Annotated in this window: 23 protein-coding genes (1 of these 23 only partly in view); 13 read left to right on the forward strand and 10 right to left on the reverse strand. The window is 54.9% G+C overall.

Annotation, left to right across the window (positions count from 1 at the left end):
• Nucleotides 1-654, reverse strand: partial view of a tyrosine--tRNA ligase gene (tyrS, locus tag ACJJIL_RS19900; RefSeq protein WP_445360593.1) — the 5' portion only. The gene continues 651 nt to the left of window position 1, outside the view; 654 of the gene's 1305 nt are visible here — the first part of the coding sequence; its start codon is at nucleotides 652-654; the stop codon falls past the left edge of the window.
• A 276-nt stretch (nucleotides 655-930) separates the two neighbouring features.
• Between tyrS and ACJJIL_RS19905 the strand changes: the two genes are divergently transcribed.
• Both ACJJIL_RS19905 and ACJJIL_RS19910 read left to right on the forward strand, forming a co-directional pair.
• On the forward strand, nucleotides 931-2310 hold the full coding sequence (locus ACJJIL_RS19905; protein ID WP_444892708.1) for an OapA family protein: 1380 nt from the start codon (nucleotides 931-933) through the stop codon (nucleotides 2308-2310).
• Nucleotides 2311-2325: 15 nt separating this feature from the next.
• Nucleotides 2326-3435, forward strand: a complete 1110-nt coding sequence (locus tag ACJJIL_RS19910; protein WP_282934416.1) for an anhydro-N-acetylmuramic acid kinase — start codon at nucleotides 2326-2328, stop codon at nucleotides 3433-3435.
• A 23-nt stretch (nucleotides 3436-3458) separates the two neighbouring features.
• On the opposite strand, the gene erpA is transcribed toward ACJJIL_RS19910, so the two are convergent.
• From erpA to argC, 4 genes are all read right to left on the reverse strand, one after another.
• Nucleotides 3459-3812, reverse strand: a complete 354-nt coding sequence (gene erpA, locus ACJJIL_RS19915; RefSeq protein ID WP_108731633.1) for an iron-sulfur cluster insertion protein ErpA — start codon at nucleotides 3810-3812, stop codon at nucleotides 3459-3461.
• Between the two features lie 162 nt (nucleotides 3813-3974).
• Entirely contained in the window at nucleotides 3975-4418 is a 444-nt protein-coding gene (locus ACJJIL_RS19920) for a bactofilin family protein (protein ID WP_282934417.1), read from the reverse strand.
• Nucleotides 4419-4451: 33 nt separating this feature from the next.
• Complete coding sequence (locus tag ACJJIL_RS19925; protein WP_413664271.1) at nucleotides 4452-5195, reverse strand: DUF6776 family protein; 744 nt, start codon at nucleotides 5193-5195, stop codon at nucleotides 4452-4454.
• Nucleotides 5196-5248: 53 nt separating this feature from the next.
• Entirely contained in the window at nucleotides 5249-6295 is a 1047-nt protein-coding gene (argC, locus tag ACJJIL_RS19930; RefSeq protein ID WP_444913416.1) for an N-acetyl-gamma-glutamyl-phosphate reductase, read from the reverse strand.
• A gap of 95 nt (nucleotides 6296-6390) precedes the next feature.
• Here argC and ACJJIL_RS19935 point away from each other — a divergent pair, with 95 nt between their 5' ends.
• The 7 genes from ACJJIL_RS19935 (at nucleotide 6391) to hemB (ending at nucleotide 14097) form a co-directional block, all read left to right on the forward strand.
• Nucleotides 6391-8217: a chloride channel protein gene (locus ACJJIL_RS19935; RefSeq protein ID WP_444912059.1), complete on the forward strand. Its 1827-nt coding sequence runs from the start codon at nucleotides 6391-6393 to the stop codon at nucleotides 8215-8217.
• A gap of 33 nt (nucleotides 8218-8250) precedes the next feature.
• Complete coding sequence (gene hemJ, locus ACJJIL_RS19940; protein WP_282934420.1) at nucleotides 8251-8673, forward strand: protoporphyrinogen oxidase HemJ; 423 nt, start codon at nucleotides 8251-8253, stop codon at nucleotides 8671-8673.
• A gap of 82 nt (nucleotides 8674-8755) precedes the next feature.
• The gene (gene thiD / locus ACJJIL_RS19945) at nucleotides 8756-9541 is read left to right on the forward strand and encodes a bifunctional hydroxymethylpyrimidine kinase/phosphomethylpyrimidine kinase (RefSeq protein WP_413664269.1); all 786 of its coding nucleotides are present in this window, start codon (nucleotides 8756-8758) and stop codon (nucleotides 9539-9541) included.
• Nucleotides 9542-9721: 180 nt separating this feature from the next.
• Complete coding sequence (gene hemL, locus ACJJIL_RS19950; RefSeq protein WP_444895296.1) at nucleotides 9722-11005, forward strand: glutamate-1-semialdehyde 2,1-aminomutase; 1284 nt, start codon at nucleotides 9722-9724, stop codon at nucleotides 11003-11005.
• 160 nt (nucleotides 11006-11165) lie between these two features.
• Nucleotides 11166-12338, forward strand: coding sequence for a benzoate/H(+) symporter BenE family transporter (locus ACJJIL_RS19955; RefSeq protein ID WP_445360594.1), 1173 nt, complete (start codon nucleotides 11166-11168; stop codon nucleotides 12336-12338).
• A 9-nt stretch (nucleotides 12339-12347) separates the two neighbouring features.
• Nucleotides 12348-12974, forward strand: coding sequence for a GntR family transcriptional regulator (locus ACJJIL_RS19960; RefSeq protein ID WP_444895298.1), 627 nt, complete (start codon nucleotides 12348-12350; stop codon nucleotides 12972-12974).
• 112 nt (nucleotides 12975-13086) lie between these two features.
• Nucleotides 13087-14097 carry a porphobilinogen synthase gene (gene hemB / locus ACJJIL_RS19965; protein WP_444912057.1) on the forward strand — a complete coding sequence of 337 codons (1011 nt, stop codon included), beginning with the start codon at nucleotides 13087-13089 and terminating at the stop codon, nucleotides 14095-14097.
• Between the two features lie 43 nt (nucleotides 14098-14140).
• Here hemB and mrcB read toward each other — a convergent pair whose 3' ends face one another.
• Entirely contained in the window at nucleotides 14141-16723 is a 2583-nt protein-coding gene (mrcB, locus tag ACJJIL_RS19970) for a penicillin-binding protein 1B (protein WP_444912056.1), read from the reverse strand.
• Nucleotides 16724-17108: 385 nt separating this feature from the next.
• On the opposite strand from mrcB, the gene ACJJIL_RS19975 reads away from it, so the two are divergent.
• A complete protein-coding gene (locus tag ACJJIL_RS19975; protein WP_413664263.1) occupies nucleotides 17109-18107 on the forward strand; it encodes an adenosine kinase in 999 nt (332 codons plus the stop codon).
• Between the two features lie 51 nt (nucleotides 18108-18158).
• Here ACJJIL_RS19975 and ACJJIL_RS19980 read toward each other — a convergent pair whose 3' ends face one another.
• From ACJJIL_RS19980 to ACJJIL_RS19995, 4 genes are all read right to left on the reverse strand, one after another.
• Complete coding sequence (locus ACJJIL_RS19980) at nucleotides 18159-19952, reverse strand: EAL domain-containing protein (protein WP_444936731.1); 1794 nt, start codon at nucleotides 19950-19952, stop codon at nucleotides 18159-18161.
• 179 nt (nucleotides 19953-20131) lie between these two features.
• Nucleotides 20132-20701 (reverse strand): YajG family lipoprotein, encoded by a 570-nt coding sequence (locus ACJJIL_RS19985; RefSeq protein WP_445360595.1) that lies wholly within the window; start codon nucleotides 20699-20701, stop codon nucleotides 20132-20134.
• A 35-nt stretch (nucleotides 20702-20736) separates the two neighbouring features.
• Nucleotides 20737-21198: a copper chaperone PCu(A)C gene (locus ACJJIL_RS19990; RefSeq protein WP_445360596.1), complete on the reverse strand. Its 462-nt coding sequence runs from the start codon at nucleotides 21196-21198 to the stop codon at nucleotides 20737-20739.
• A complete protein-coding gene (locus tag ACJJIL_RS19995) occupies nucleotides 21195-21923 on the reverse strand; it encodes an N-acetylglucosaminyltransferase (RefSeq protein WP_445360597.1) in 729 nt (242 codons plus the stop codon). The genes ACJJIL_RS19990 and ACJJIL_RS19995 overlap by 4 nt, the downstream gene beginning before the upstream one ends.
• A 120-nt stretch (nucleotides 21924-22043) precedes the next feature.
• Here ACJJIL_RS19995 and ACJJIL_RS20000 point away from each other — a divergent pair, with 120 nt between their 5' ends.
• The 3 genes from ACJJIL_RS20000 to accB all read left to right on the forward strand — a co-directional run bounded on the left by ACJJIL_RS20000 (nucleotide 22044) and on the right by accB (nucleotide 25051).
• Nucleotides 22044-23846 carry a protein-disulfide reductase DsbD family protein gene (locus ACJJIL_RS20000; RefSeq protein WP_445360598.1) on the forward strand — a complete coding sequence of 601 codons (1803 nt, stop codon included), beginning with the start codon at nucleotides 22044-22046 and terminating at the stop codon, nucleotides 23844-23846.
• A gap of 259 nt (nucleotides 23847-24105) precedes the next feature.
• The gene (gene aroQ, locus ACJJIL_RS20005) at nucleotides 24106-24561 is read left to right on the forward strand and encodes a type II 3-dehydroquinate dehydratase (RefSeq protein ID WP_445360599.1); all 456 of its coding nucleotides are present in this window, start codon (nucleotides 24106-24108) and stop codon (nucleotides 24559-24561) included.
• A 22-nt stretch (nucleotides 24562-24583) separates the two neighbouring features.
• Nucleotides 24584-25051, forward strand: coding sequence for an acetyl-CoA carboxylase biotin carboxyl carrier protein (accB, locus tag ACJJIL_RS20010; RefSeq protein WP_282934436.1), 468 nt, complete (start codon nucleotides 24584-24586; stop codon nucleotides 25049-25051).
• Nucleotides 25052-25056: the final 5 nt, after the last annotated feature.

The raw sequence follows: 25056 nt of genomic DNA on the forward strand, positions 1-25056 counted from the left end.
GCGATGCTGGCGGCGGGTCAGGTCGACACCACCGGTAATATTGCCCCACTGGTCAGAACCACCGATCTGCAAGGTGCAATCGTGCAGCTCATACAGCTCGGAAAAGTCCATCGATTGGAGCAACATATAGGAAAACTCAGTAAAGGAAATACCTTCACCTTCACGCTGGATACGCTGCTTAACGGACTCTTTGTTAACCATATTGTTAACAGAGAAATGCTTGCCGACATCGCGCAGGAAATCGAGCACATTGAGGTCGCGAGTCCAGTCGAGGTTATTGGCGACAATGGCACTATTTTCCCCACAATCGAAATTGATAAATTGGGAAACCTGGCTTTTCAGCTTGTCTACCCAACCCGCAACAATATCGGGGGTATTCAAACTGCGCTCCTGAGCCTTAAAAGAAGGGTCACCAATCAGCCCCGTGGCACCGCCAACCAGTGCAATTGGTTTATGCCCTGCCGCCTGAAACCTCTTCAAGGTCAGCAACGGTACTAGACTGCCTATATGAAGGGAGTCTGCAGTGGGATCAAAACCGCAATACAGGGTTCGACTCTCCGACAAGTGCTGCGTCAGTTCGCCGTCACCAGTCGCTTGATTAATTAATCCGCGACGGTCCAAGTCTTCAAGCAGTGTCATGTCGACCCCAGCCATGCTTTCCCCTCATATATAGGCTTGAAATTAGCGCCACCAAGCGGCGGCAAAATGCGCTGCAACATTACCGAAGTTTGCGGCAAATACAAGCGTGCAGCAGCCCAGTATCCGCACTAAAAACAAAATTCATGAGGAACCAAACCGTGCAAAGACGTGTCAATTATCTCGTGAACCAAGGCGGCTTTTTTGCTATAAAGCCCCTCCAATGCCTGTTTTTTAGACACTCAGTTTTTCAAGCGCAAATAACAACGACCGCCAGTACCATCCGCTAACGCCATGCAAAACCATCGTAAATCGAGTACAGGCCTCCGTATTGGCGGCTTACCCAAGCATTTTCCCCGCGTTCATGCGCTGACCGCTGGCATCGCAGCCTTTGTCCTTATGCTGGCCGTTCTGATTCCTTCACCGGAGATTTCCTCCAAACGTACATCGCTACCCGTCAAACTTTCAGAGGTCACAAGCGGCGACAGCACTGAAGCCAAACCTGCACTCACTTATACGCCGGCGGAGACCCCACTGCTTAACGTCAGTGTTGAGGCAGTCAAGTCGTTGAGTCTTGAAGTACGTAACGGGGATACTCTGTCAGACCTATTTCAACGTGCAAAAATCAGCGCCAAAGAGATGTACCAGCTTCTGGGTAGCGGCAAAGAGGCAAAACAGCTGGCACGCCTAACTCCGGGTGAAGAGCTGACCTTTCAAACAAATAATGATGGCCAGCTGCAGTCCCTTAAATTGCAGCGGGACCGACTCAATCAAATTGAGTTTACCCGCACAAATGCAGATAAGTTTGAACACGCACTGATAACTCGTGAGCCCGACAGCCACCCGGCTTACCGACAGGCCCAGATCGATAGCTCCCTATTCCTGGCCGGTAGCGATGCTGGGCTGAGTGACAGCCTGATAATGGAGATGGCGGATGTATTCAGCTCCGATATCGACTTTGCCCTAGATATTCGCAAGGGCGACAACTTTAGTGTGATGTTCGAAGAGTTGTTCCTGGATGGGGAGAAAATTGGCAACGGTCCTATCTTGGCGGTCAGTTTTACCAACCAGGGAAGAACTTTTAGCGCTGTACGCTATGTGGATAACAGTGGTGATGCCAATTACTACACGCCTGAAGGCAAAAGTATGCGCAAGGCATTTATCCGCACACCACTGGACATAGTCCGTATCAGCTCTCACTTCAACCCGAGCCGCCTGCACCCTGTATTCAAGTCACGCCGACCTCATAATGGCACCGACTATGCCGCTCCAAGAGGCACCCCCGTTTACTCTACTGGCGATGGTCGGGTTATCGCGTCCGGCTATAGCAAACCCAACGGCAACTACGTATTTATCCAGCACGGCGAACGGTATGTAACCCGCTATCTCCACCTGACCAAGCGCAAAGTCAAAAAGGGCCAGCGCGTTAAGCAGCGCCAGGTTATTGGCACTGTGGGGTCTACCGGTTATGCCACTGGCCCGCACTTGCACTACGAATTCCTGGTGGATGGCAGACATCGCAACCCCGCCACCATTGTGCGCAAATTGCCCAAGGCAAAGTCGGTACCGACTTCTGAGATGATCCGTTTTAAAAACCAGACCCAGCCACTTCTGGCGAAACTAGAAAACTTCCAGGGGCCGGCTCTGGCTCAACTGGATGAAGAAAGCCCCTAACAAGCGCCAACGAATATGCCCGATCTGTTTATCGGCCTGATGTCCGGCACCAGCGTTGACTCCATTGACGCGGTGCTGGTCGATTTTGGCGATGAAGAAAAAATTAACACCCGTATCCTGGCTGCGCTAGCCCACCCGATTCACAGCGGCCTGCGCGAAGCTATCCTCAGCCTCTGCGCCCCCGGCCCTTCAGAGCTGGATCGCGCCGGACAGTTAGACCGGCAACTGGGACAGGTTTTTGCCGAGGCCACCAATACCCTGCTAGCCCGAGCCGGTGTTGAGGGTCAGTCTGTTACCGCCATTGGCAGTCACGGCCAAACCGTACGCCACCGCCCCCCAGGCACAGTGACGTCTCCCTTTACTTTGCAACTCGGTGACCCCAACACCATCTCAGCACTGACGGGCATCTGCACCGTTGCGGATTTCCGTCGCCGGGATATCGCTCTCGGTGGTCAAGGAGCGCCTTTAATGCCGGCGTTTCACCAGGCTGCCTTCAAAACTGATGGAAGCCGTGCTGTGGTCAATATCGGAGGGATGGCCAATATCACTGAGCTGACGGCAGATGGCCAGGTTTACGGCTATGACACAGGTCCGGGTAATGCATTGCTCGACTACTGGGTGAACCTACACAAAAACCAGCCCTACGATAGAAATGGAGACTGGGCCGCGAGCGGTCGCGCCAATGCTGAACTTCTCAACCGCCTGCTTTCAGATCCCTATTTCTCCGCCGAACCACCCAAGAGCACTGGCCGTGAAACTTTTAACCCCAGCTGGCTCGAACAGGCCTGCGCCGGTTTGGAAGTGGCACCGGTAGATGTGCAGGCGACCCTGTCTGAAGTGACCGCAGCCAGTATCGCAGATGCCGTGCATAATTTTGCCGAAGGCGGCGAGCTGCTCACTTGCGGGGGCGGGGCAAAAAATAAGGACTTGGTTGCGCGATTACAGCGCCGCTTGCCCACCTGGTCTATTACTGACACGGGCAGTTACGGTATTGACGCAGACTGGCTCGAAGCCGTTGGATTTGCCTGGTTAGCCCGCCAGACATTGAGAGGACTACCCGGTAATTGCCCGGGAGTGACTGGCGCGCAGAAAGAGGCGGTGCTAGGGGCTATTTACCCGCCCTGATCAATAGGGCGGGTTAGGATTTCTCAAATAGAGAAAGAGGAGCCGCAGCCACAGGTAGCGGACGCATTGGGATTTTGTACTACGAAGCGCGACCCCGAAAGGCCTTCTTCGTAATCAACATTGGCGCCAACCAGGTAGGGGTAGCTCATCGCATCCACCAAGACCTGAATGCCATCCTTTTCTATGATGGCATCATCTTCGGCAACCAATTCATCAAAGGTAAAACCGTATTGGAAACCGGAACAGCCGCCTCCGGTCACGAACACCCTGAGTTTCAGCTCCGGGTTGCCCTCCTCTTCCAACAGGCTTTTTACCTTGGCCACAGCCTTGTCTGTGACCACGAGTGGCGCGGGAGAAAAGGATACAGCTTCTGACATAAGTCTCTCTCAACTCATCGGGACATTCACCGCTCGTATAAAAGTTATAACGAGTGCAGCCCCGGGGGCGTCATCTTGCTTAAACCCAGCAATTCAGTCAAGTATTAACCGGCAGGTGGGCCGGTACAACAAAGTACCAGCGCCAGCCAATACTACCCGGACTTAAGAGGCTTCAATGACAGTTTCATCTTCGGAATAGCCGAGCATATGGGGCTCACCCGCGCTACTCAAGTCGGCACTGGATACCAGGGCACCGTTTACCTGGGCACCTTTCAGCATCTCGATCAGCTTATAGTGTACATTGCCTTCTACCATTGCCTTGGAAGCGAGCTCCAGGTGGCGCGCAGCAAACACATCCCCTTTCACATTGCCATTGATCACTACCTGAGGCACACGAATTTCACCCTCAATGATGCCGCCATCCACAATTTGCAGGCGCGCATCGCTATCACTGTGAGCTGTAACATTGCCACGCACCTTACCTTCGATGACCAGGTTGCCACGGAAGTGGATATCACCGCTGATCTCAGTCTGACGAGCGATCAAAGTCGTGTGGTTACTACCGGTATTGGCCATAGTTATCTGTTTCTCTTTTTTTCTTAACATAATCCCCAAAACCTCGTGCCTTTGGCACCTATGCTAACTTTCCTGTACTAACCAACCGTAGCGCTGCTCAATATTAAAGCCCTTGCGCCCAGAAGATTTAAGTGACAACTCCACACCTTCGGGCACAAATCCCTCCGGCAAGCGCAGCTCTCCCTCGATATTCTGAAAATATTTAAAACGCAGCTGAATCGACTCACTATCCACCTGCTCCGACAGTTCCTTCAGAGGGTAACTCTTCGGTTCCCCATCCTGACGGCCCACTACGGTAAATGTGGCCGTGCCTTTTACAACATCCCGACGCGCTGCGGACTGTTTGATCTGTAACTTGTACTGGTAACTTTTTGGATCGCCGGTCTGCGAGAGGATAAAGCGTCCAATGGACACCCCCTCACCCCCATCTTCAGGGGCCATGACGCCGCGATAGAAAGAAATTTCCTGCTTTAGCTCTGCGATCTGGCTCTCTTTCTGCACCAGTTCCGCACGTACCGACTCACTCGCCTGCTCACCGATAGTCAGCGACTGCTCTGCAGTGGCAACCCTCATTCGCAGGGATTCATTCTCACTCTGGAGCGCGGTAACACGATCGAGTACTTGAGTATGCTCCAGTGTCTTGCGATCGAGGCTCTGACGCAGCTGATACTGTCCGGCAAAATAGGACCCTGCCGAGGTCACTAATACCAAAAAAACGACCCCCACTACGGCAATGACACCAGAGAAGGGTTTATGAGGCACCACTTTCATGCGGTACTGCTTGCTGCCTTTAACTTTGAGCACCATGAAATCTGCTAAGTCTTATCCGGGATTTATCGATTGTCGGGAAACACCCGATTCTAAGGCAGCAGTGCCGGGCTATCCAGGCCCAACGTCTCAGTTAAGCCAAACATAATATTCATATTCTGGATTGCCTGGGCGGACGCGCCTTTGGCCAGGTTATCAATGGCCGACAATACCAGTACCGTATCCCGCTCCTGGGGTTGCAATACCGAGATGCGGCACATATTGGTCCCTCTTACCGTACGAGTCTGAGGGTGGCTGCCCGCCGGCATCACATCTACAAAAGGCTCATTTTTATAGCGGTTTTCAAAGATCTGCTGAAGCTCATCGGCATCAACCTTCCCCGCTGACCGGGCAAATAAAGTAGCGTGGATACCGCGAATCATGGGAAGTAAATGCGGTACAAAAGTCACCTGCGCGGGAGAGGATTCAGTGGCCTGCACTCGACGAAGCCCCTGTTCAATCTCGGGTAAATGACGGTGCCCGGCGGCAGAATATGCGCGGAAGTTGTCGCTATTCTCAGCCATGATCAAGTCGGTCTTACCCTGTCGCCCCGCACCACTGATACCACTGGCCGCACTGGCGATCAGCTCACCAGGTTCTACCAGGCCCTTTTCCAAAAGCGGTATCCATCCCAATTGAATCGCGGTGGGATAACAGCCCGGGCAGGCTATCAACTGCGCATTGGCAATCTGTTCCCGATTAACTTCTGGCAAACCATAAACAGCGCTTTGAGCTAATTCCGGAGCGGCGTGGGCCTGACCGTACCACTGCTCCCAGGTAGGTATATCTTTCAAGCGGAAATCGGCGGACAAATCGATCACTCGAACTCCGCGCTCAATAAGTGCCGGTACCTGGGCCTGGGCAACGCCATGAGGTGTAGCGAAGAATACAACGTCACAATCCGCCAGCTGTTCGAGATCGGGGCTACAGAAAGACAGCTGCGAGTGCCCTCTCAGGCTAGGGAAAAGCTCGGCAACCGGGGTACCATTCAACGAACGGGAGGTGATTGCGGTAACTTCCGCTTGTGGATGTGTTGAGAGAAGCCGAAGTAATTCCACCCCTGTATAGCCGGTGCCCCCGACAATCGCTACTTTTATCACCTTGCTAAAATCTCCGGTATATCCGCCAACTGAGACGATAATCGTAAAACCAGACAGGCACTCTACCACAAGCCCCAGCATTTTAAGGATGTGCGGTGTCACAGCCCCCAAGGAACTCGCTAAAAAAGTCGTTTTCGCGTTATTTAGTTAGGCCTGGCAGCCTCGAAAATATACGCTTACAGCTTTCCTCCAAAGACGCGCTGGCGCCTTTGCTGGGGATGGCCCTGATCACCGGCATCCTGGCCGGAGGGGTAACTGTACTTTTTCGGCTGGCGATGGAGTGGCCGACCACGCTGTTTTTATCAATCCCACAAAATTACGAATCCCTTCCTCCTTTCTGGCGCTTCGCATTGCCAGTCATCGGCTCTCTGGTAGTGGGATGTATCTATTTATTTCTAAATCCCAGACGCCGCCAGGTGGGAGTGGTCCATGTCCTGGACCGGCTCTACAATCACCAGGGGCAAATGCCAATGCAAAATGCCCTGCTACAGTTTTTTGCCGGCGCAATAATTTTAATAAGCGGCCACTCGGTGGGGCGGGAAGGCCCAGCTGTACACCTGGGAGCAGCCAGTGGCAGCTGGTTAGCTAGGGCGCTGAAGCTCCCCAATAATTCCGGTCGCAACCTACTGGGGTGTGGTGTAGCCGCAGCAATTGCGGCCTCCTTTAATACCCCGCTGGCGGGCGTGGTATTCGCGATGGAAGTCGTGATGCTGGAATATACTGTGGCAGGTTTTTTACCGATAATTCTCGCGGCTGTTGCCGGTAGCGCCATTACCCAGCTGACTTTCGGTAGCCAGCCTGACTTTAATGTACCCGCGATTCAACTCAATTCCCTTGCCGAGCTGCCGCTACTTTTCGTTTGCGCACTGGTTATTGGGGTTCTCGCCGGATTATTTATCCGCTCCCAGCGTATTTTGATTCCCCAGCAGCGTTATTCCCCACTTCTTCGATTTCTCTTGGTTGGCCTTGTTACTGGCACCTTGGGTATCTGGGTACCGGAAATCCTGGGCGGTGGATATGACACTTTGCAGATGGCAATGCTGGGGGAGTTGGGGGTAGCGACACTCATTGCTATTGTCGCCGCGAAATTAGTCGCAACCGCTTTGGGGGCAGGGCTCGGAATTCCCGGTGGGGTAATAGGCCCCAGCCTGATTATCGGTGCCTGTATCGGTGGTATTGCCGGTGGCCTGGCTAACTTGTGGCTGGGTGAGCACACCGCGAGCCCCGGCTTTTATGCCATGGTGGGTATGGCGGCAATGATGGCTGCCATGCTCAATGCGCCTCTAGCTGCGCTACTCGCTATCTTGGAACTTACCTATAACCCACATATTTTATTCCCTGGAATGATGATGATCGTGGTGGCCACATTAGTAAGCCGCCAACTCTTTTCCACTATCGGTCTCTATCACGAAACGCTGCGAGCCCTGAATAAAGCGGGAATGCCGAGTTGGCGACAGCAAATGCTGAGCAGTGTCGGAGTTGCCAGCGAAATGAATCAGAGCTTTGTTGTGACTCCTAGGGAAATTACCCGCGCTGCGGCAACAGAATTAATTAATCAACATCCCGAGTGGATTCTTATCGACTTACCCAAGGAGCCGGCACCGCAACTACTGCGCGCAGCAGACTTGGCAACTTTTCTTCGCGGTGGTGCGAAAGAGGCGGCCGAGAGTGAAAAACAAGTTTCCTCCGCATCAGATAAATTACTAGACCCGGGAGAAATGATCGATTTATTGAGACTACCCGGCGAACGCAAACAGCTGGCGTCCCTAAGCTGGCGAGCGACAATGCTGGAGGCCTCGCAAAAGCTGGAGAGAAGTGGCGCGGATGGCCTATATGTCTGCCGTCATAAAAGCGGTTCGCTGGACAATCGCACGGCGGGCATTATTCTGCCGCTACAAATTAACAACTTTTACCGGAAGTAATTTTTCTTCCCGTTTCTTTTAAGGGGACTTTCAATGCTGTGGATCAAGGCTTTTCACATTATTGCGATGGTGTGCTGGTTTGCCGCACTTTTTTATCTGCCACGACTGTTTGTCTACCATGTCGATGCCACTGATGCCGTTAGTCGCGACCGCTTCTGTATTATGGAACGCCGCCTTTATCGCGGTATTGCCATTCCTTCCATGCTGGCCACCGTTGCCTTGGGCATTTGGCTCTACAGTTTGAACCCGGCCTACTACACCTCCGCCGGCTGGATGCACGCAAAACTGACTTTTGTTGTTCTCCTCCTGGGCTATCACCATATCTGTGGCGCCTATGTTCGCAAGTTTGCCCGGGGAACCGTTACCCGCAGCCGCCGCTACTTCCTAATATTTAATGAGTTCCCAGCAGTTGCACTTGTCGCCATCGTCATTTTGGTTGTCGTAAAGCCATTTTAATTTGGCGCGTATTCATTCCTTGTCAAAGGCGCTCAGCAACTAGAATTAGGCGCACAGCTAATGGCCGTCATGTAGAGCACTTATGGATACACCTCAGCCCGTTATTCTGACCGTTACTCACCACGACCCCAGCGGCAGCGCCGGAATTGCCGCAGATACTGAGACAGCGGTCAGTCTCGGCTGCCATGCGGCCTCGGCAGTTACCGCCATCAGCGTGTGTAACACCGGTGAATTGCTGGGTGTCGCCCCAGTCGACGACAGCCTGCTAATTGAACAAACCCGGGCCGTTCTGGAAGACATGCCGATCGCCGCGATCAAGGTCGGCTACCTGGGCTCTGTGGAGAATGTGCGCGCGCTTCACAGCGTACTCCACGACTACCCGGATATTCCCGTCGTTATCGACCCCGATGCCACACTGGCCGACAAAGATAGCGTACTCGCCCCGCCTCTGTGGGAGGCTATGGTGTCGCTGTTGTTGCCCAAGGCGACCATGGTGTGTCCCAACCGCAGGGAAGCGCGCGCCATGGCTGTGGAGGCCGATGTCCTCGATGCCATGGCCCAGGAAATCCTCGAATCCGGCTGTCGCTACCTGTTGCTGACTGGCGTGCCCCACGAGCAACAATTGCAGAACCGGCTCTACGATGAGCGCGGCCTGATGCGGGAGTTCAAGTGGGAGCGCTTGCAGCCAGCGGCCTATGGCGTCTGCGGCACCCTCGCTACTGCCATTGCCTGCCATATCGCCCACGGGCTGACCATTATCGAAGCCGTTACCCGCAGTCAGCAATACGCTTGGAGTGCGATCAAAGACAGCCGGCGCCTGGGCATGGGAAGGCCGATTCCCAACCGGCTGTTCTGGTGCGAACGCTAAACCTGGAGCTGCTGACACAAATTTCGCCCCTGCCCCGATCAGTCTCACCGTCCCCATGACGGTGAGATCTTCTGTCTACACAGTCTGTGACCGGTCGTCGCCAATCTACACATTGTCCTCAGGCGCCACCCCCGCGATAATGCTCCCCAGGCCCTTTATGCAGAACCTGAATATAAGTTTATGAGTAAATCCGAGCAGCTCTTCGCAGAAGCACAGCAGTACATTCCCGGCGGCGTTAACTCTCCGGTACGGGCTTTTCGCGCAGTCGGCGGTACCCCGGTGTTTATCCGCCGTGCCGAGGGCGCCTACCTCTACGATGCAGACGAGAAACGCTACATCGACTACGTACAGTCCTGGGGCCCCATGGTGCTGGGCCACGCACACCCGGAAGTTATTGAAGCCGTGGTGGAACAGGCCCAATCGGGACTGAGCTTCGGTGCGCCAACCGAATTGGAAACCGAACTGGCCGAAGAACTCTGCCGCCTGTGGCCGAATATGGACCTGGTGCGCTTCGTCAATTCCGGTACCGAAGCCACCATGAGCGCGATTCGCCTGGCCCGTGGATTTACCGGGCGCGACAAGATTGTGAAGTTCGAGGGCTGCTACCACGGCCACTCCGACTCCCTGCTGGTTAAGGCCGGCTCCGGGGCCCTGACCATGGGTGTACCCTCCTCTCCCGGCGTTCCCGCCGCCCTGGCAGATCACACCATCACCTTGAGCTACAACGATGCTGATAGTGTGCGCAGCTGCTTCGAAGAGCTGGGCGATCAAATCGCCTGTATCATCGTCGAGCCTGTTGCCGGCAATATGAACTGCATTCCGCCGGTACCCGGCTTCCTGGAAACCCTGCGCGAAGTTTGCGACCAGCACGGTGCCCTGTTGATTCTCGATGAGGTGATGACCGGCTTCCGGGTGAGCTTGACCGGGGCCCAGGGCTTCTACGGTATCGAGGCGGATATCACCACCCTCGGCAAAGTCATCGGCGGCGGTATGCCCGTTGGCGCCTTTGGCGGTAAACGCGAGATCATGGAACAAATCGCCCCTCTGGGTCCGGTTTACCAGGCGGGCACCCTGTCCGGTAACCCTGTGGCTATGGTCGCGGGCTTGGAAACCCTGCGTTTGGTGGAAGAACCCGCCTTCTACGAGCCTTTAATTGCCAAAACCGACCGTTTGGTGGAGGGCATCCTGACGGCCGGTAAAGCCGCAGGTATCCCAATTACTGCCAACAAGGCCGGCACCATGTTCGGCTTCTTCTTCACCGAAGAACCTAAAGTAACTAACTATCAACAGGTAATGGCCTGCGATAACGAGCGCTTTAACCGTTTCTTCCACGGCATGCTGGAAGAAGGTGTCTACCTGGCACCGGCCTCCTATGAGGCAGGGTTTATGTCCGCAGCTCATACCGATGAGGATATTGAGGCCACAATCACTGCCGCTGAACGCGTCTTCGCCCGCCTCGGCTAATTGCCCGCCCCTCTCCAGCACCCGCAGCCTGCGGGTGCTGCTTCTATACCCGTTTTACTTTACCCCCCTCCAATAAAGCCCCAGTCGCTTCACCGCAAAGTTATTGCGCTCAAAAAAACTAACAGCTAAAAATGTATACAAAATATAAAAGGTATACATTTTGAAAAACTCACCGTTTTCAGATACCAGCTTGTCCGCCATCAGCGCAGGCTTTGTCGCCGTGCTGGTGGGAGTAGCCAGTTCCGCCGCCATAGTCTTTGAAGCCGCGCGTGCAGCTGGCGCAAGTGAAGCAATGATCGCCTCCTGGATTGGCGCCCTGGGCCTGGGGATGGGCATTACCTGTATTGCCTTCTCTTGGTATTACCGCGCCCCGGTAATCACTGCCTGGTCGACTCCAGGTGCTGCACTTTTGGCCACCAGTTTAAGTGGCATCCCCATTGCTGAGGCGATTGGTGCTTTTGCGTTTAGCGCCCTGTTAACACTCCTCGTGGGCTTGTCCGGAGCCTTTGAGCGGTTAGCGCGAATGGTGCCGGCACCGATTGCCAGCGCTATGCTCGCAGGCATACTGCTGCAATTTGGTCTCTCAGTATTTACTTCTCTGCAGGCACAACCGCTATTGGTCGGCATCATGTTACTGACCTATCTAGTCGGGCGCCGTTGGGCGCCTCGCTATGCCATTATTTTGGTACTAGCGGCTGGAGTGGTGACTTGCTGGAAGTTGCAACTCATTGCATCGGCCCAGATCGGCTGGCAAGCGGCACACCCTGTTTGGGTAACGCCAGAATTCCGCCTCTCCACTTTAATTGGCATTGGCCTTCCTCTTTTTATCGTCACTATGACCTCTCAGAACCTGCCCGGAGCGGCAACCCTGGCCGCCAGTGGCTACAGTAGAGTGCCTATATCTCCTGTTATTAGTGGCACCGGCCTCACCTCTTTATTGCTGACACCGTTTGGTGGCTTTGCATTTAATCTGGCGGCTATTACCGCTGCTATTTGCACCGGCCCGGAAGCCCATCCCAACCCCGACAAACGCTATACCGCCGGCATTGCCGCCGGTATTTTTTATCTGTTGGTGGGCCTCTGTGGCGCTAGCGTTGTGGCATTATTCAGCGCCTTCCCCCAGTCGCTGATTGCCGGCCTCGCCGGCTTGGCACTGATTGGCGTCATTGGTAGCAGCCTGGCTGGCGCAACAGCCGAGGCCGACAGTCGCGAAGCCGGAATTATCACTTTTCTGATCAGTGCTTCCGGTATCAGCCTCTTCGGCATTAGCTCTGCCTTTTGGGGCCTGCTGGGGGGGCTGATGTGTTACTGGTTTTTCAAGCGCAGGAATTAATAAACATCAATGGGCCTCTACGAAAAAATTAAGTCGGACTTGCAGCATGGGCGCTTCGCCGCCGGCCAGGTGCTAAAGCAAGCCGAACTGGCAGAGCTTTACGCCGTGAGCCGTATTCCGGTTAGGGACGCTCTACAAAGATTGAAAAATGAGGGCTGGTTAACCGGACACGGAAAACGCGGCGTCGCAGTGCCGCAGTTTGACCCTATTGAAGTGGAAGACCTCTACCTGATGCGCATGCGCCTGGAGCCGCTGCTGCAATCCCTGGCACTGGAAAACCTTAATAGAGAGATTCTGGGGCGGGCCAGAGATATTCTGGAATCCATGCAAGCCAAACCTGAACTCTCCGCCGAGCAGATCGGAAAAATGAATTGGGAGTTCCATGCCTGTATTTACCGGGCAGCTGCAAGACCCACGCTATTTAGTACCGTCGAGCAACTGCACCGGCAATGTGAGCGTTATATCGGTTACCAATCCCACGGTCTGAATTACCAGGACAACAGTCAGGACGAGCACTTTGCAATACTCAATGCACTCCAAGAGGGAAACGGGGACCAAGCCGCCGCACTGCTGGCAAAGCATATAGAAGCCGCCGGCAAACTATTGGTAAGGCACTTACATCAGCCCCATTTTTAAACCGCTTTCCCTCAGCAATCGAAAATCACCCACTGCGGCAATTTGATATGATGGCTGCCAATTGCGGCTGCGGGGTTTCTGCGGCCCTATGGATAGCCGGAGTAATTTCCCGATGAGCCAAAGATTCGGCCGTGGTGCCTACCCCAACACTCGCCTGCGTCGCCTGCGTGCAAAGGATTTTTCCCGTCGACTGGTGCGGGAAACCCAGTTGAGCAGTGACGACTTGATCCTGCCACTGTTTGTTATTGAGGGGCGTAACGAAACCCAAAAAGTCGCCTCAATGCCGGGTGTTGAACGCCTGAGCGTAGACCTGTTGGCCAAGAAAGCGAAGACAGTTCAAGAGTTGGGAATCCCCGCAATAGCCCTGTTTCCGGTAGTCGACCCGTCGGCAAAGTCCGATTGCGCCAGTGCCGCCCACGACGCCGATGGCTTGGCACAAAGGGCTGTTCGCGAGCTGAAAAATGCGGTACCGGAATTGGGAGTTATCACCGATGTAGCCCTGGACCCCTTTACCAGCCACGGCCAGGACGGGCTGATGGACCACAGCGGTTATATCGTCAACGACGAAACCGTTGAGGTATTGGTACAGCAGGCCCTGTCACACGCTGCAGCCGGTGCCGATATGGTGGCCCCCTCGGATATGATGGATGGCCGTATCGGAGCCATTCGCGATGCTCTCGAAGGCGCGGGCCACAGCAATACCCTGATTATGTCCTACGCCGCTAAATATGCCTCCGCTTACTACGGCCCCTTCCGCGATGCAGTGGGCTCTGCCGGGAACTTGAAAGGTGGCAATAAAGCAAGCTACCAAATGGACCCCGCCAATACCGATGAGGCATTGCACGAGTGCGCCCTGGATCTGCAAGAGGGCGCAGATATGGTGATGGTGAAACCCGGTATGCCCTACCTGGATATAGTGCGTCGGGTAAAAGAAGAATTGCGGGTTCCCACTTTCGCCTATCAGGTGAGCGGGGAGTATGCGATGCACTGCGCCGCCTTTGAAAATGGCTGGTTGAAGCGAGAGGCGGTTATTCTGGAGTCCTTACTGGCCTTTAAGCGCGCCGGTGCCGACGGCATCCTCACCTATTTCGCCGAAGAAGCCGCACAGTTGCTGCAAGACTGATAGCCGGCGATAAAGCGCGCGATTCAATCGCGCGCTACCTTCCCTAGGGCCACTGATCTTCCAGGTCAGGCCCCACCGGCTGGGCTTCCTCTACCGGTACGCTGTGAGCCCTCCCGCCAAAAGTATTATCTCTTGGCAGCTCCAGGGGCTCCTCTTCATAATCGGAGCCATACTCGGGATCTACACCAAACTCTTCCGCATCGTCACCTCGAAGTTGTTCCTGCAATTGTTGGCGGCGCTGATCGCGCATCTGCTGCTCACTGGTATCCACCCCCCAACCGGGACTCATCTCCTCTCTGGGAGCCGCTTCGTCGCGACCATTGCCAAATAGATTGCGGAACCAGCGCCAGCGGTTCTGCCCCCGACATTCCGGCGCCGGTTGCAGCTGGCTCTCGTAGGAGAAAGGAATCTCATAACCACCGCGACAGTAATCCGGGTCCATAAACTGCCCCCGGGAGTTCACTGACTTAAGCTCCACTCCTCGGGGCATCTCTGCCGGTCCATGTTGATGGGGCAGCTTGCGCATAATCTCCGTCCAGATCGGCAGTGCGCCGGTGGAGCCAGTTAGGCGCGTGCGCTCATTGTCGTCGCGCCCGAGCCAGACTACAGCGGTTACTTCCGGCGAGAAGCCCGCAAACCAACTATCGCGGTTATTGTTAGTGGTTCCGGTTTTCCCGGCAAAGGCGATGCTACTTGGCAAGCGCTTGGCAGAGCGGCGTCCGGTACCCTCACGCATGGCCTGCTCCAGCCCCCAGCGCAACAGGTAAGCTGGAACGGGGTCGACACCGCGATTAGCCTTGCGGCGGAAGTGCTGTACACGGCCGCCCTGGGCATCGGAAACCGCCAGCAGTGTGCGCGGCTGTACCGTCTCACCATTGTTCGCGATGGTCTGGTACATACCGGCAACTTCGAACGGGGTCATCTCCACAGCACCAAGCAACATCGCCGGCACTCGGGGGAGCCTGGATTCAACACCCAGGCGGCGAATCGTCTGGCGCACATTCTGCAGGCCGAGATCCAATCCCAAATGGGCCGTCGCCAGGTTATAGGACTTGGCCAGAGCGATATATAGCGGTATCTGTCCGTGAGCGCGCTTATCGAAGTTCTGCGGCATCCATACATCGCCATCCGCCTCTTCAATTCTCACCGGGGCATCATCGATCAGGGTGGCCAGGTTGTACTCTTCCGGTCGCTCTAGAGCAGTGAGAAACACAGCCGGCTTAATCAGGGAGCCCACCTGGCGGCGGGCTTCCAGCGCCCGGTTGAAGCCTGGGTAGTCCGGGTTCCGATCTCCCACCATGGCGAGCACATTGCCGTTGCGATTATCCAACAATACTGTCGCGGCCTGGAGTGAATTGGCTTTGATCCCTCGGTCTTTCTCCAGCTGGCTAACGCCCTGACTGATGGACTCCTCCGCCAACTTCTGCACCGAAGGGGCCAAGGTGGTGTAAACCCGTAAACCCGAAGTGCGCAATTCCTCGTAGGAGTAGTAGGGACGCAATTCAATCAACAGCCGCTCAGTAAAGGCCGGGTAAGGATTCTGCGCACCGACACCACCCTTGACCACCCCCAGAGGCTTGGCGGAATACTTCTGGAACTCCTCCTGAGTAATCAGCCCCTGCTCCAGCATCAATTCCAGCACGGTATTGCGCCTTTGCAGTGCTCTCTCGGGGTTGCGCCAGGGGTTGTAGTAAGACGCACCTTTCGCCAGCCCCACCAACAGCGCTACCTGATGGGGTTCCAAGGTGTCCAGGGGCTGCTGGAAATAGAATTCAGAGGCCAACCCAAAGCCATAAATACCTCTGGCACCCTGCTGACCCAACCATACTTCGTTGATGTATTCCTGCAGGATATAGCGCTTGTCGTAGTGCACCTCCATCAGGATGGCCATCAGGGCCTCGTTGAATTTACGCCTCAGGCTGGGCTTATGGTCAAAAAAGATATTTTTGACCAACTGCTGAGTAATTGTGGAGCCACCCTGTACCAATCGTCCGGCTTTTGCGTTGGCCACCATGGCCCGGGCAATACCGCGAGGGGAAACACCAAAGTGATTGAGAAAGTCCTGGTCCTCAACAGCAATCAGGGTATTGGCTACCAAGGGAGGAATATCATCGAAACGCACTGGATTGCGGTCGTCACCTCCCCCTAGTAGAGAGCCGATATTAGCTGCGTCCAGGCGAAACTCTGCCAGGCTTCGGCCATTGTCATCACGCAGGCCGCTGATTTGATCATTGCGCAGACGGAAGGAGACCACCGCAGCAGGCTGGCGGCCATTGGCATGGATAAAGTCCCGGCGCCAGACCTTGTAATTCATTCCGTCCTGAACCCAGGAACCAGGCTCACTCAGAGTGCCCTGCTTGCGGTAATTCAAGGCAGCAAATTCGGACTCCAACTCATCCGGATGCATTGCCATACCCTCGCGCAGCACCAGCGGACGAGCGTAGACTCGGGCGGGGAGTTGGTATTGACGGCTATCCAGTCGCTCGCGCAGCTGCACATCCAGGTAAGCCATATACGCTGCCAGCGCCAGGGAGCCCACCAGGGCTAAAAGCACTAGCAGCTTGAGCCAGCGATATCGTCGTTTGGGCTTTGACGCTCTGACGCGCCGGCGTTTCGTTGATGCCATATGAGGATTCAGTCCCGCTGCCAACTCAGTACATCAAGCGACTCATGAGACCTAACCAGCCCCAATCGAAGAGTCGAAGGCAGGGTACCAGCAGGTGGCAGCTCCGCTGGTATCTTGCTGCCAGTGCCTTTCAGCACTGGCGGGCCCACTCAATTAGCGGGCTAAAATCCAGGCTTGGCAGTATCTATCACCTGGCGGTTTACGTGAAGGTGCTATTTACACCTGTGCGAGGATTGACCGCAGCAACCGCCTATAAGTTCACCAAGATGTAACAAGCGCCTATGTGAGGGTTTGCTGTCGCCAGCCCTCCCCAATGCCTTGCACTTGGCAAAATCACGTCCATAATGCGGCGGAAATGTAGACAATAAGCCCGAATAGGAATGATATGCAGCAATACGATCTCTACGGCATAGGTGCCGCCCTACTCGATACAGAAATCGAAGTGTCGGACCAGGATTTGAGCAGCCTTGGCGTGGAAAAGGGAATCATGACCCTGGTAGATGACGCCCGTCAGCAACAGCTGGTAGACGACCTTCAAAACCATATGGTCACTGCCAAATTGGCCTGCGGCGGCTCCGGTGCCAATACGGTCATTGCTGCCAGCTATTTCGGTCTCCGCACCTTCTATTCGTGCAAAGTTGCCGCTGACGAGAATGGTGATTTCTACAGAAACAACCTTAACAGCGCCGGGGTCGACTACCCCGAAACACTGAAGCAAGCTGATGAGGGCACTACCGGCAAATGCCTGGTGCTTATCACCCCGGATGCCGAACGCAGTATGAACACCTATCTGGGAATGAGTGAACAGCTCTCAGTCGCTGAGCTGGATAGCGATGCACTGTCCGCCTCCAAGTGGGCCTATATCGAAGGCTACCTAGTTTCCTCTGAAACGGGCCGTGCCGCAGCGATCAAGCTTCGCGAAGAAGCCGAAGCCCACGGAGTTAAAACCGCTCTCAGCCTGTCTGACCCGGCTATGGTTCAGTTCTTCGGCGAAGGGCTGCGGGAAATGATTGGCGGCGGTGTGGATATGCTGTTCTGCAACCGGGATGAGGCTCTGGGCTTTACCGGTACCGACTCTGTGGAGGGCGCCGTTGAAGCGCTGCGCGATTACTGCCGCAGTTTCGCGATTACCCTGGGCGCCGACGGTGCACTGCTATGGGACGGCAACGACGTTCACCGCATAGAGAGTCCCGAAGTCCGCGCCATCGATACCAACGGCGCAGGCGATATGTTTGCCGGTGCTTTCCTCTACGGTATCAACCGCGAAATGAGTTTTACCGAAGCCGGCGAACTCGCTTGCCGCGCTGCCGCCCAGGTGGTGAGCCAATACGGCCCGCGACTAGAAGCCGAGCAGCACTCCGAATTACTCGCACCGGTTGTTTAATAGCAATTGCCTAATAGCAGTTATCTATAGGCACATGATTTCCAGGGGCCCCTAAGGCTTGGGCCCTCTGGAATGGTGGAGCATCCCCGGGTAGCTATCCAGCTCCGGCAGCCCCGTCGCTGCGGAAATACCGAACCCCTGGGCATAGTCCACTCCCATCTGGCTCAACTTTTCCATTAACTCCGGGCTCTCTACATACTCGGCGATAGTGCTGATACCCATTCTCTTCGCCAAGTGATCAATAGTGCTCACCATTGCGCTATCAATTTCATCCTCGAGCATATTCCGCACAAAGCTTCCGTCGATTTTAAGAAAATCTACCGGTAGCTGACGCAGATAAGCCAGGGAGGAAACACCGCGACCAAAGTCATCCAGGGCAAAGCTGCAACCGGCGGCTCTCAGCTTGTGGATAAATATCAGGGCTCGTTCAAGATTATTGATGGCGCTAGTTTCTGTAATTTCAAATTGAACCCGTGAAGGCGTTACACCGGCATCGGACAGAGACTGCAGCACAAAATCAGCAAAGGTCTCATCCCCCAGGCTGATACCGGAAATATTGACCGCATAATTAATTCCGACCATCCCCAGGCGCTGCTCCTGGGCCATATAGTCAAAGACCCGGCGAATTACCCAGCGGTCCACTTCCTCGATCAAGCCGTAGCGCTCTGCGGCTGGCAAAAACAGCCCCGGTGAAATCACTCCACCATCACGGCCGCGCATCCGCACCAGGATTTCATAGTGGTGGACATTGCGGTCCCCCTTTAGTGAAACCACTGGCTGTCGGTACAACATCAGGCGATCTTCCCGCAAAGCCGCGTGAATTTCCGCAACCCAGGTGGTCTCGCGACGCTTCTCCAATACCTTGCGGGAGTCACCAAACAGCTTAACGCGATTTCTGCCCTGCTCCCGGGCACTGCAACAGGCATCATTGGCCGACGCCAGTAACTGACTGGCACTGGGGGTAAAGTGATCGACACCAACAACACCAATCGACACCGCGACCCGGTTGTCATTCCCCTCCCAGAAAAAACTGAAGTTCTGCACAGAGTCGCGCAGCCGAGCCACCACACGACCACCCTCTTCCAAGGTGCAGTCGCGCAATAGTATCGCAAACTCATCACTACCGACTCGGGCAAACAGATCGTCGCTGGAGAGGCAGCGCTTGATTAACTCCACCAACTGAACCAACAACTGGTCCCCGGCAACAAAGCCCAGTGTGTCGTTAATAACTTTGAATTGATAAACATCCAGGTAGAGCAATACATGGTGCTGGCGTTTATCGATACAGAGGCTGAGTTGACTTTGCAGCTCACTCTCAAAGAATTGTCGGTTGGGCAGTCGGGTTAAGGCGTCGTGGCTGCTCTGCCACATAAGGCGGGTGGAAACCCGGCGCGCGGCAGAGGTATCCCGCAGCACCAAAACATAATTTTTTAGCACCCCCATATCCCAAAGAGCCATTACCTGCACGGTCACTTCAAGCGGGACATGCTCTTCCCCTGGGCGCTCAATACAGGCATTAAACTCTCTGGTTCTGGGTACTTCACCCAGGTCACTGGATGCCGGCAGTATCGGCTCTATCGCATCGCCCCGGCTATTGCACAGGCGCAAACCTTCGCTGAGTGGCTGGCCGGGCAGCAGTCCAACCAGGTCCCCAGTCATTTCGTTGACCAGGGGGTTGGTGTAAACCACCGTACCCGCAGCATCGGTGACAATGACACCATCGGCAACTTCACCGAGAGCCGCCTCCGCCGCCTGTAAACTGATCTGCTCACAGGGGCGCAGCCCCTCTTCCAACTGGGCGAGGGGGCCGAGGTAACTTGCGGCCTCTGGATTAAACAGCGTCACGGGAAAACTCACTCAAAACACAACAGAGCAAAGCGCAAACCTTTCCCAGTAGCGGGGAGGTGCCTTGCGACAGGCCATAACCGAAAAAGGTTACCGACATCATCGCCCACGATCGCCGATTTTATTCAATTATCCAGCCTCCCAGCCGAGTTTTTTCTACAAATGTATAAATTGCACATTCACAGATTGCTGCGCAAGAAATTTTTTAATTTCTCGTCTTCAAATACTCGTTGTAGAGTTGTGCTGAGCAGTCCATTCACACGGCTTTGGACTTCTTCACGGCTGGGCTTAACCAGGTTCCGATCTTTGCCGGAAGCGCTGTAAGTGCCGAAATAAGTGCGAGGACCAATTTTCACTTCCAGGTGAATTTCAGCAGAGGTATCAATCTCGGTGGTATAAACCGTATTTGGACTGTTGTAGGTGAGTTTTACCAATTTTGCGATCACCTGAACTTCCGGCGCGCTATCGGTAATTCGGAATGACCAATTTGAAAAACCCTCACGCAATCCCGCCGCAATAGCCTCACCAGCGTCATTGCCAATACTTACCTGAGCAGTATCCGCATAAACACCACCCAATGATCCCAAGCCGCCAGAGGGCAGTTCATTAACTCCCATCACACTCATACTAAAGCCTTCGCCTATCGCTTCAGGAGCAACCTGAACCTGAGGCTGCAGCCAAATTTGCAGCGGGCTGTGAGCACAAGCGCTGAGTAGCAATACACCGGCAAAAACCAATAACTTTTTCATGTTTAATTCCCCCTCACTTCAAAAAAACTGCCAATTCAGCCATGGTGATGGTGGTGATGCTCACCCTCATCACTCATCCGAACTATTGGCACAAGAATATCTACACTGCTGCCATCGGCAAAAAGCAGTCGCAACGGCAACTCTTCCCCCGCCTGCAAGCGCAGACCTTTAATCATTAAGTGAACTCCACCGGGAGCCATATCTACACTTGCCCCGGCGGCAATCGTCAGCTGATCCAGCGGGCGCATCCGGTTTATTCCGTTCTCCGATATTGTGGTATGCAGGTCTGCTGAAGCCTGTTCAACACCCGGCAGCTCCACACCTGTGAGTACCTGACTCGAATCACCAGTGTTGTGCAGCGACACAAAGGCAGCGCTCATCGAAGGTCCCGGAGGAGTTTCCCGGGCATACCCCTCCGCCGTAATTCCTATGGAATAGACGCCTTTAGACACAAGGAGTGCGGTGATTAAGAAGGCAAATGCCAATACTTTTTTCATGGTGCCCCTCCGCTGGGCTTAATCAGAATCAGTTTCGCCGGATTCCCGACTTTAATATCTCCACGTACCCGATACCCGGGCACAGCCTCGCGCAGTTGCTGATAAACCCAACGGCCCTCAGCATCACTGCGCGCTACGATAATGACGCGCAGCTGCTCGCTGCGAATCCTGCCCGCTACTCGCTGCAACTGTTCCACCAGCCCGGCAGACCTTGCTGTAAGTTCACCGGCTGGCAGACCTATCACCTCCCCTTGCGGTAAATCGAGCTGCGCTCTCCCCCGCTCGCGGACCAACTGTGTACGCACTTCAGCCACCAGCGGATTGGCCGGGGCCAACATCTCGGCCCGTTTCAACAGGGTGTTCACCTCCCCAAAATCCCTGCGACGCAGGGCGTCCCGCGCCCGCTCAACATAGGTGACCACAATGGTTTGAATACCGGTTTCTGCCTTGCTGTTATCCGGTTGCAGTTGCAATACACGCAGGTAATAGTCGTAGGCACTGGCGCCCGCAGGCTGGGTTAGATGCCCTTTGCGTAGCGCCTGTTCCGCACGACTCAAAAAAAAAGAAATATTGTTGCGCCGAACCTGGTCTTGGGATGGCGTCTTTTTAGGGGCGGGAGGAGGGACAACCGTTTTAGGTGCGGGCTTATTGGATGAGCAGGCCCCTAGGCAAAATGCCAGTAGCAGTAAAACCCCAAGGCTGTGAAGGCGTTCAAATGACGGCAAAACAATCCCCTATTGTTGTTTTTTTGTACCACTGGCGTCGCTATACTGCTGCGGCGACTGAACCCCCGTCTGGTGCAGCAGTCTGAACTATGCGCCCGACTATAATGAATTTTTTCATCTATGGCTGTGATGACCAAAAGTTTCCGAAAAAATTTCCTCGTTCTGCTGACAATCCTGCTGGCCACAACCAGCATTGGAGCTACAGCGCAGAATTCCGATAACCCTTTTGCCTCGCTGAGCAGCGCCCAGGAAAACACTTTCCTGCCGGTCGATGAAGCTTATCAGCAGGATCTGCTCTTTGATGCCAACGGCCTCAGTGCACTCTTCCAGATTGCCCCAGAGTACTACCTCTATCGCGAAAAACTGGCGCTGTACAGGGTCGATAATGGTGAAAAAACTCCCATCCCCCTGAACCTGCCAACCGGTGAAGTCATTTGGGACGACTATTTCGAGAAAGAGACTGAGGTCTACCGAGGCCAGCTCGAATTTGCCCTGGATATCCCTGAAACCAATGGTTCTACCCAACTGGAGCTCCACTATCAAGGCTGCGCAGATGCCGGCCTTTGCTATCCGCCTCAGACCCGATACTACAGTGTGGATTTTGCCAGTCAGGACATAGAATCGCAGGACAGCGCCTTAATTACAGGCGCGCCCACTCCGCCGGCGAGTGCTGGCGGTGCCGCAGGCAGTAGCAATGTCACCTTGTCACTGGCGCTGCTTCTCGCATTTGCCGGTGGCCTGATCCTGAACCTGATGCCCTGTGTCTTTCCAGTACTGTCGATTAAATTACTGGCAGTGAGCCAGGCTGCACAAAATGCAAGCCAAAGGCACCACCACGGCTGGGCTTATACACTGGGCGTAGTTCTGAGCTTTGTGGCTATCGCCGCAGTGATGCTCGCCCTTCGCGCCGGCGGAGAGGCTGTCGGCTGGGGCTTCCAGCTTCAATCCCCCTGGTTGGTGGCAGCACTCGCCTACCTGTTTTTTATCATGGGGTTGAGCCTGTCTGGAATGACCGAACTCGGCAGTAACCTGATGGGTATTGGCGGCAACCTGAATAAACGTCAGGGATTGTCGGGCTCTGTGGCATCCGGCGCGCTGGCAACCCTGGTGGCCAGTCCCTGTACTGCACCGCTGATGGGCTCCGCACTGGGGTTTGCTGTTACGCAGCCCGCGCTAATTGCGCTAAGTGTTTTTGCCGCCCTTGGCGCCGGTATGGCGGCCCCCTTCCTGTTGTTGACCTATATCCCCGCTCTGGCGGAAAAGCTGCCCAAACCCGGCCCCTGGATGGATCGCCTGAAGCAGCTGTTGGCATTTCCGATGTATCTCACTGCGGTATGGCTACTGTGGGTTCTGGGCCGACAAGCCGGGGGGGATGGGGTTGCCCTGGTACTGGCTGGTGCCGTAGCCATTGCATTTGCCCTGTGGCTTTGGCCGCGTCCGCAATGGCACTGGCTGCGCGGTTCCCTGGCCCTGGCCTCCCTGGCCTTGGCGGCTTTTCTACTTCCGCAACTGAAAACCATCAATCAGTCTGAACAATTGTCCAGCAGCGATTACTGGGAGCCCTATTCGGCAGAGAGACTGGAGACTGCGCGCAGTGAGGGGCGTGCAGTTCTGGCCAATATGACGGCGGCCTGGTGCATCACCTGCCTGATGAATGAGAAAGCTGTGCTGTCGAGCACCGAGGTCAGTGATGCTTTGGAACGCCTCAACGTGGTCGCGCTGAAAGGCGATTGGACCAACCAGGACCCGCGAATCAGCGAATTATTGGCCAAATACGGGCGTACCAGTGTGCCGCTGTATCTCCTCTATCCCGCCGATGGAGGCGACGCAAAAATACTGCCGCAAATATTGTCTCAAGATGATTTACTACAGGAATTGGAGAACGCTGTGGACTCCCCTTTGAGCACTGGGGTGACTCAGTAAAGTTTTTGGCGCCTTTGTAGCCAATAACCCAAGGTAAACAGGCCACAGCCCGGATATTTTGAACTAATTTTTTGCCCAATATCGCCGAACTGCTGCTAACTTCGATAAACTCCGGGTCTGGCATGGACAGGGAGTCACTTTTGCGGCAGACTCGGTAGATGAGTTCGGGCAGCTAGGCCGAAATTTCGAGTTTGCCCGCAAGATAGCCAATTTTAACCCACTTTATATGGGTTTTCGGCAACTTTCTTCAGGGCGAATTATGGCTAAACTTCTTCTCCTTCACGGCCCCAACCTAAATCTTTTAGGCAGTCGCGAACCGCACATCTACGGGTCTACCACCCTGGCGGATATCAATGAAGCCGCCGAGCGCCAATGCGGCGCCGCCGGCCACGAACTGGAAGCCCTGCAGAGCAATAGTGAATCAGCCCTGCTCGAACGAATTCACCTGGCGGCGACCAGTGGGGTCGACTTTATCGTGATCAATCCCGCTGCATTCACCCATACCAGTGTCGCCTTGCGCGATGCCCTGGCAGCCGTTGCCATCCCGTTTATTGAGCTTCACCTGTCCAATCCCCACGCCAGGGAAGCTTTCCGACACCATTCCTATCTTTCAGATCTGGCCTGCGGCGTAATCTGTGGCTTTGGCGCCAACAGCTACACCCTGGCTCTACAGGCAGCCATCCATCAACTGGATGCCACACCTGCACAACAATGAATCAAACTGCGAGTAAATAACTATGGATATCCGCAAAATTAAAAAATTGATTGAGCTGCTCGAAGAATCGGATATCGGCGAGCTGGAAATCAAAGAAGGCGAAGAGTCCGTGCGCATCAGTCGCGGCGTCAGCAGCGCAGCCCAACCCGTTGCACCGATTTACAGCGCGCCTCCCGCACCGGTTGCCGCCCCCGCTGCTCCGGCGCCCAGCGCTCCTGCTGCCCCAGCTGAAAAAGAGTCCAAGCCGGCTATCAGCGGACACGCGGTAAAATCCCCGATGGTAGGCACCTATTACGCTGCACCCAGCCCTGGCGCCGAGGCCTTCGTGAAAGTGGGTCAGCAGGTCAAAGTTGGCGATGTTGTCTGTATCGTCGAAGCGATGAAAATGATGAACCAGATCGAAGCCGACAAGGCCGGTACTATTGAGTCGATCCTGCTGGAGGACGGCCAACCGGTTGAGTTTGACCAGCCCCTCGTGACCATCGTCTGAGTGGG

The sequence above is a fragment of the Microbulbifer maximicatervae (SeqCode) genome (assembly GCF_052468095.1).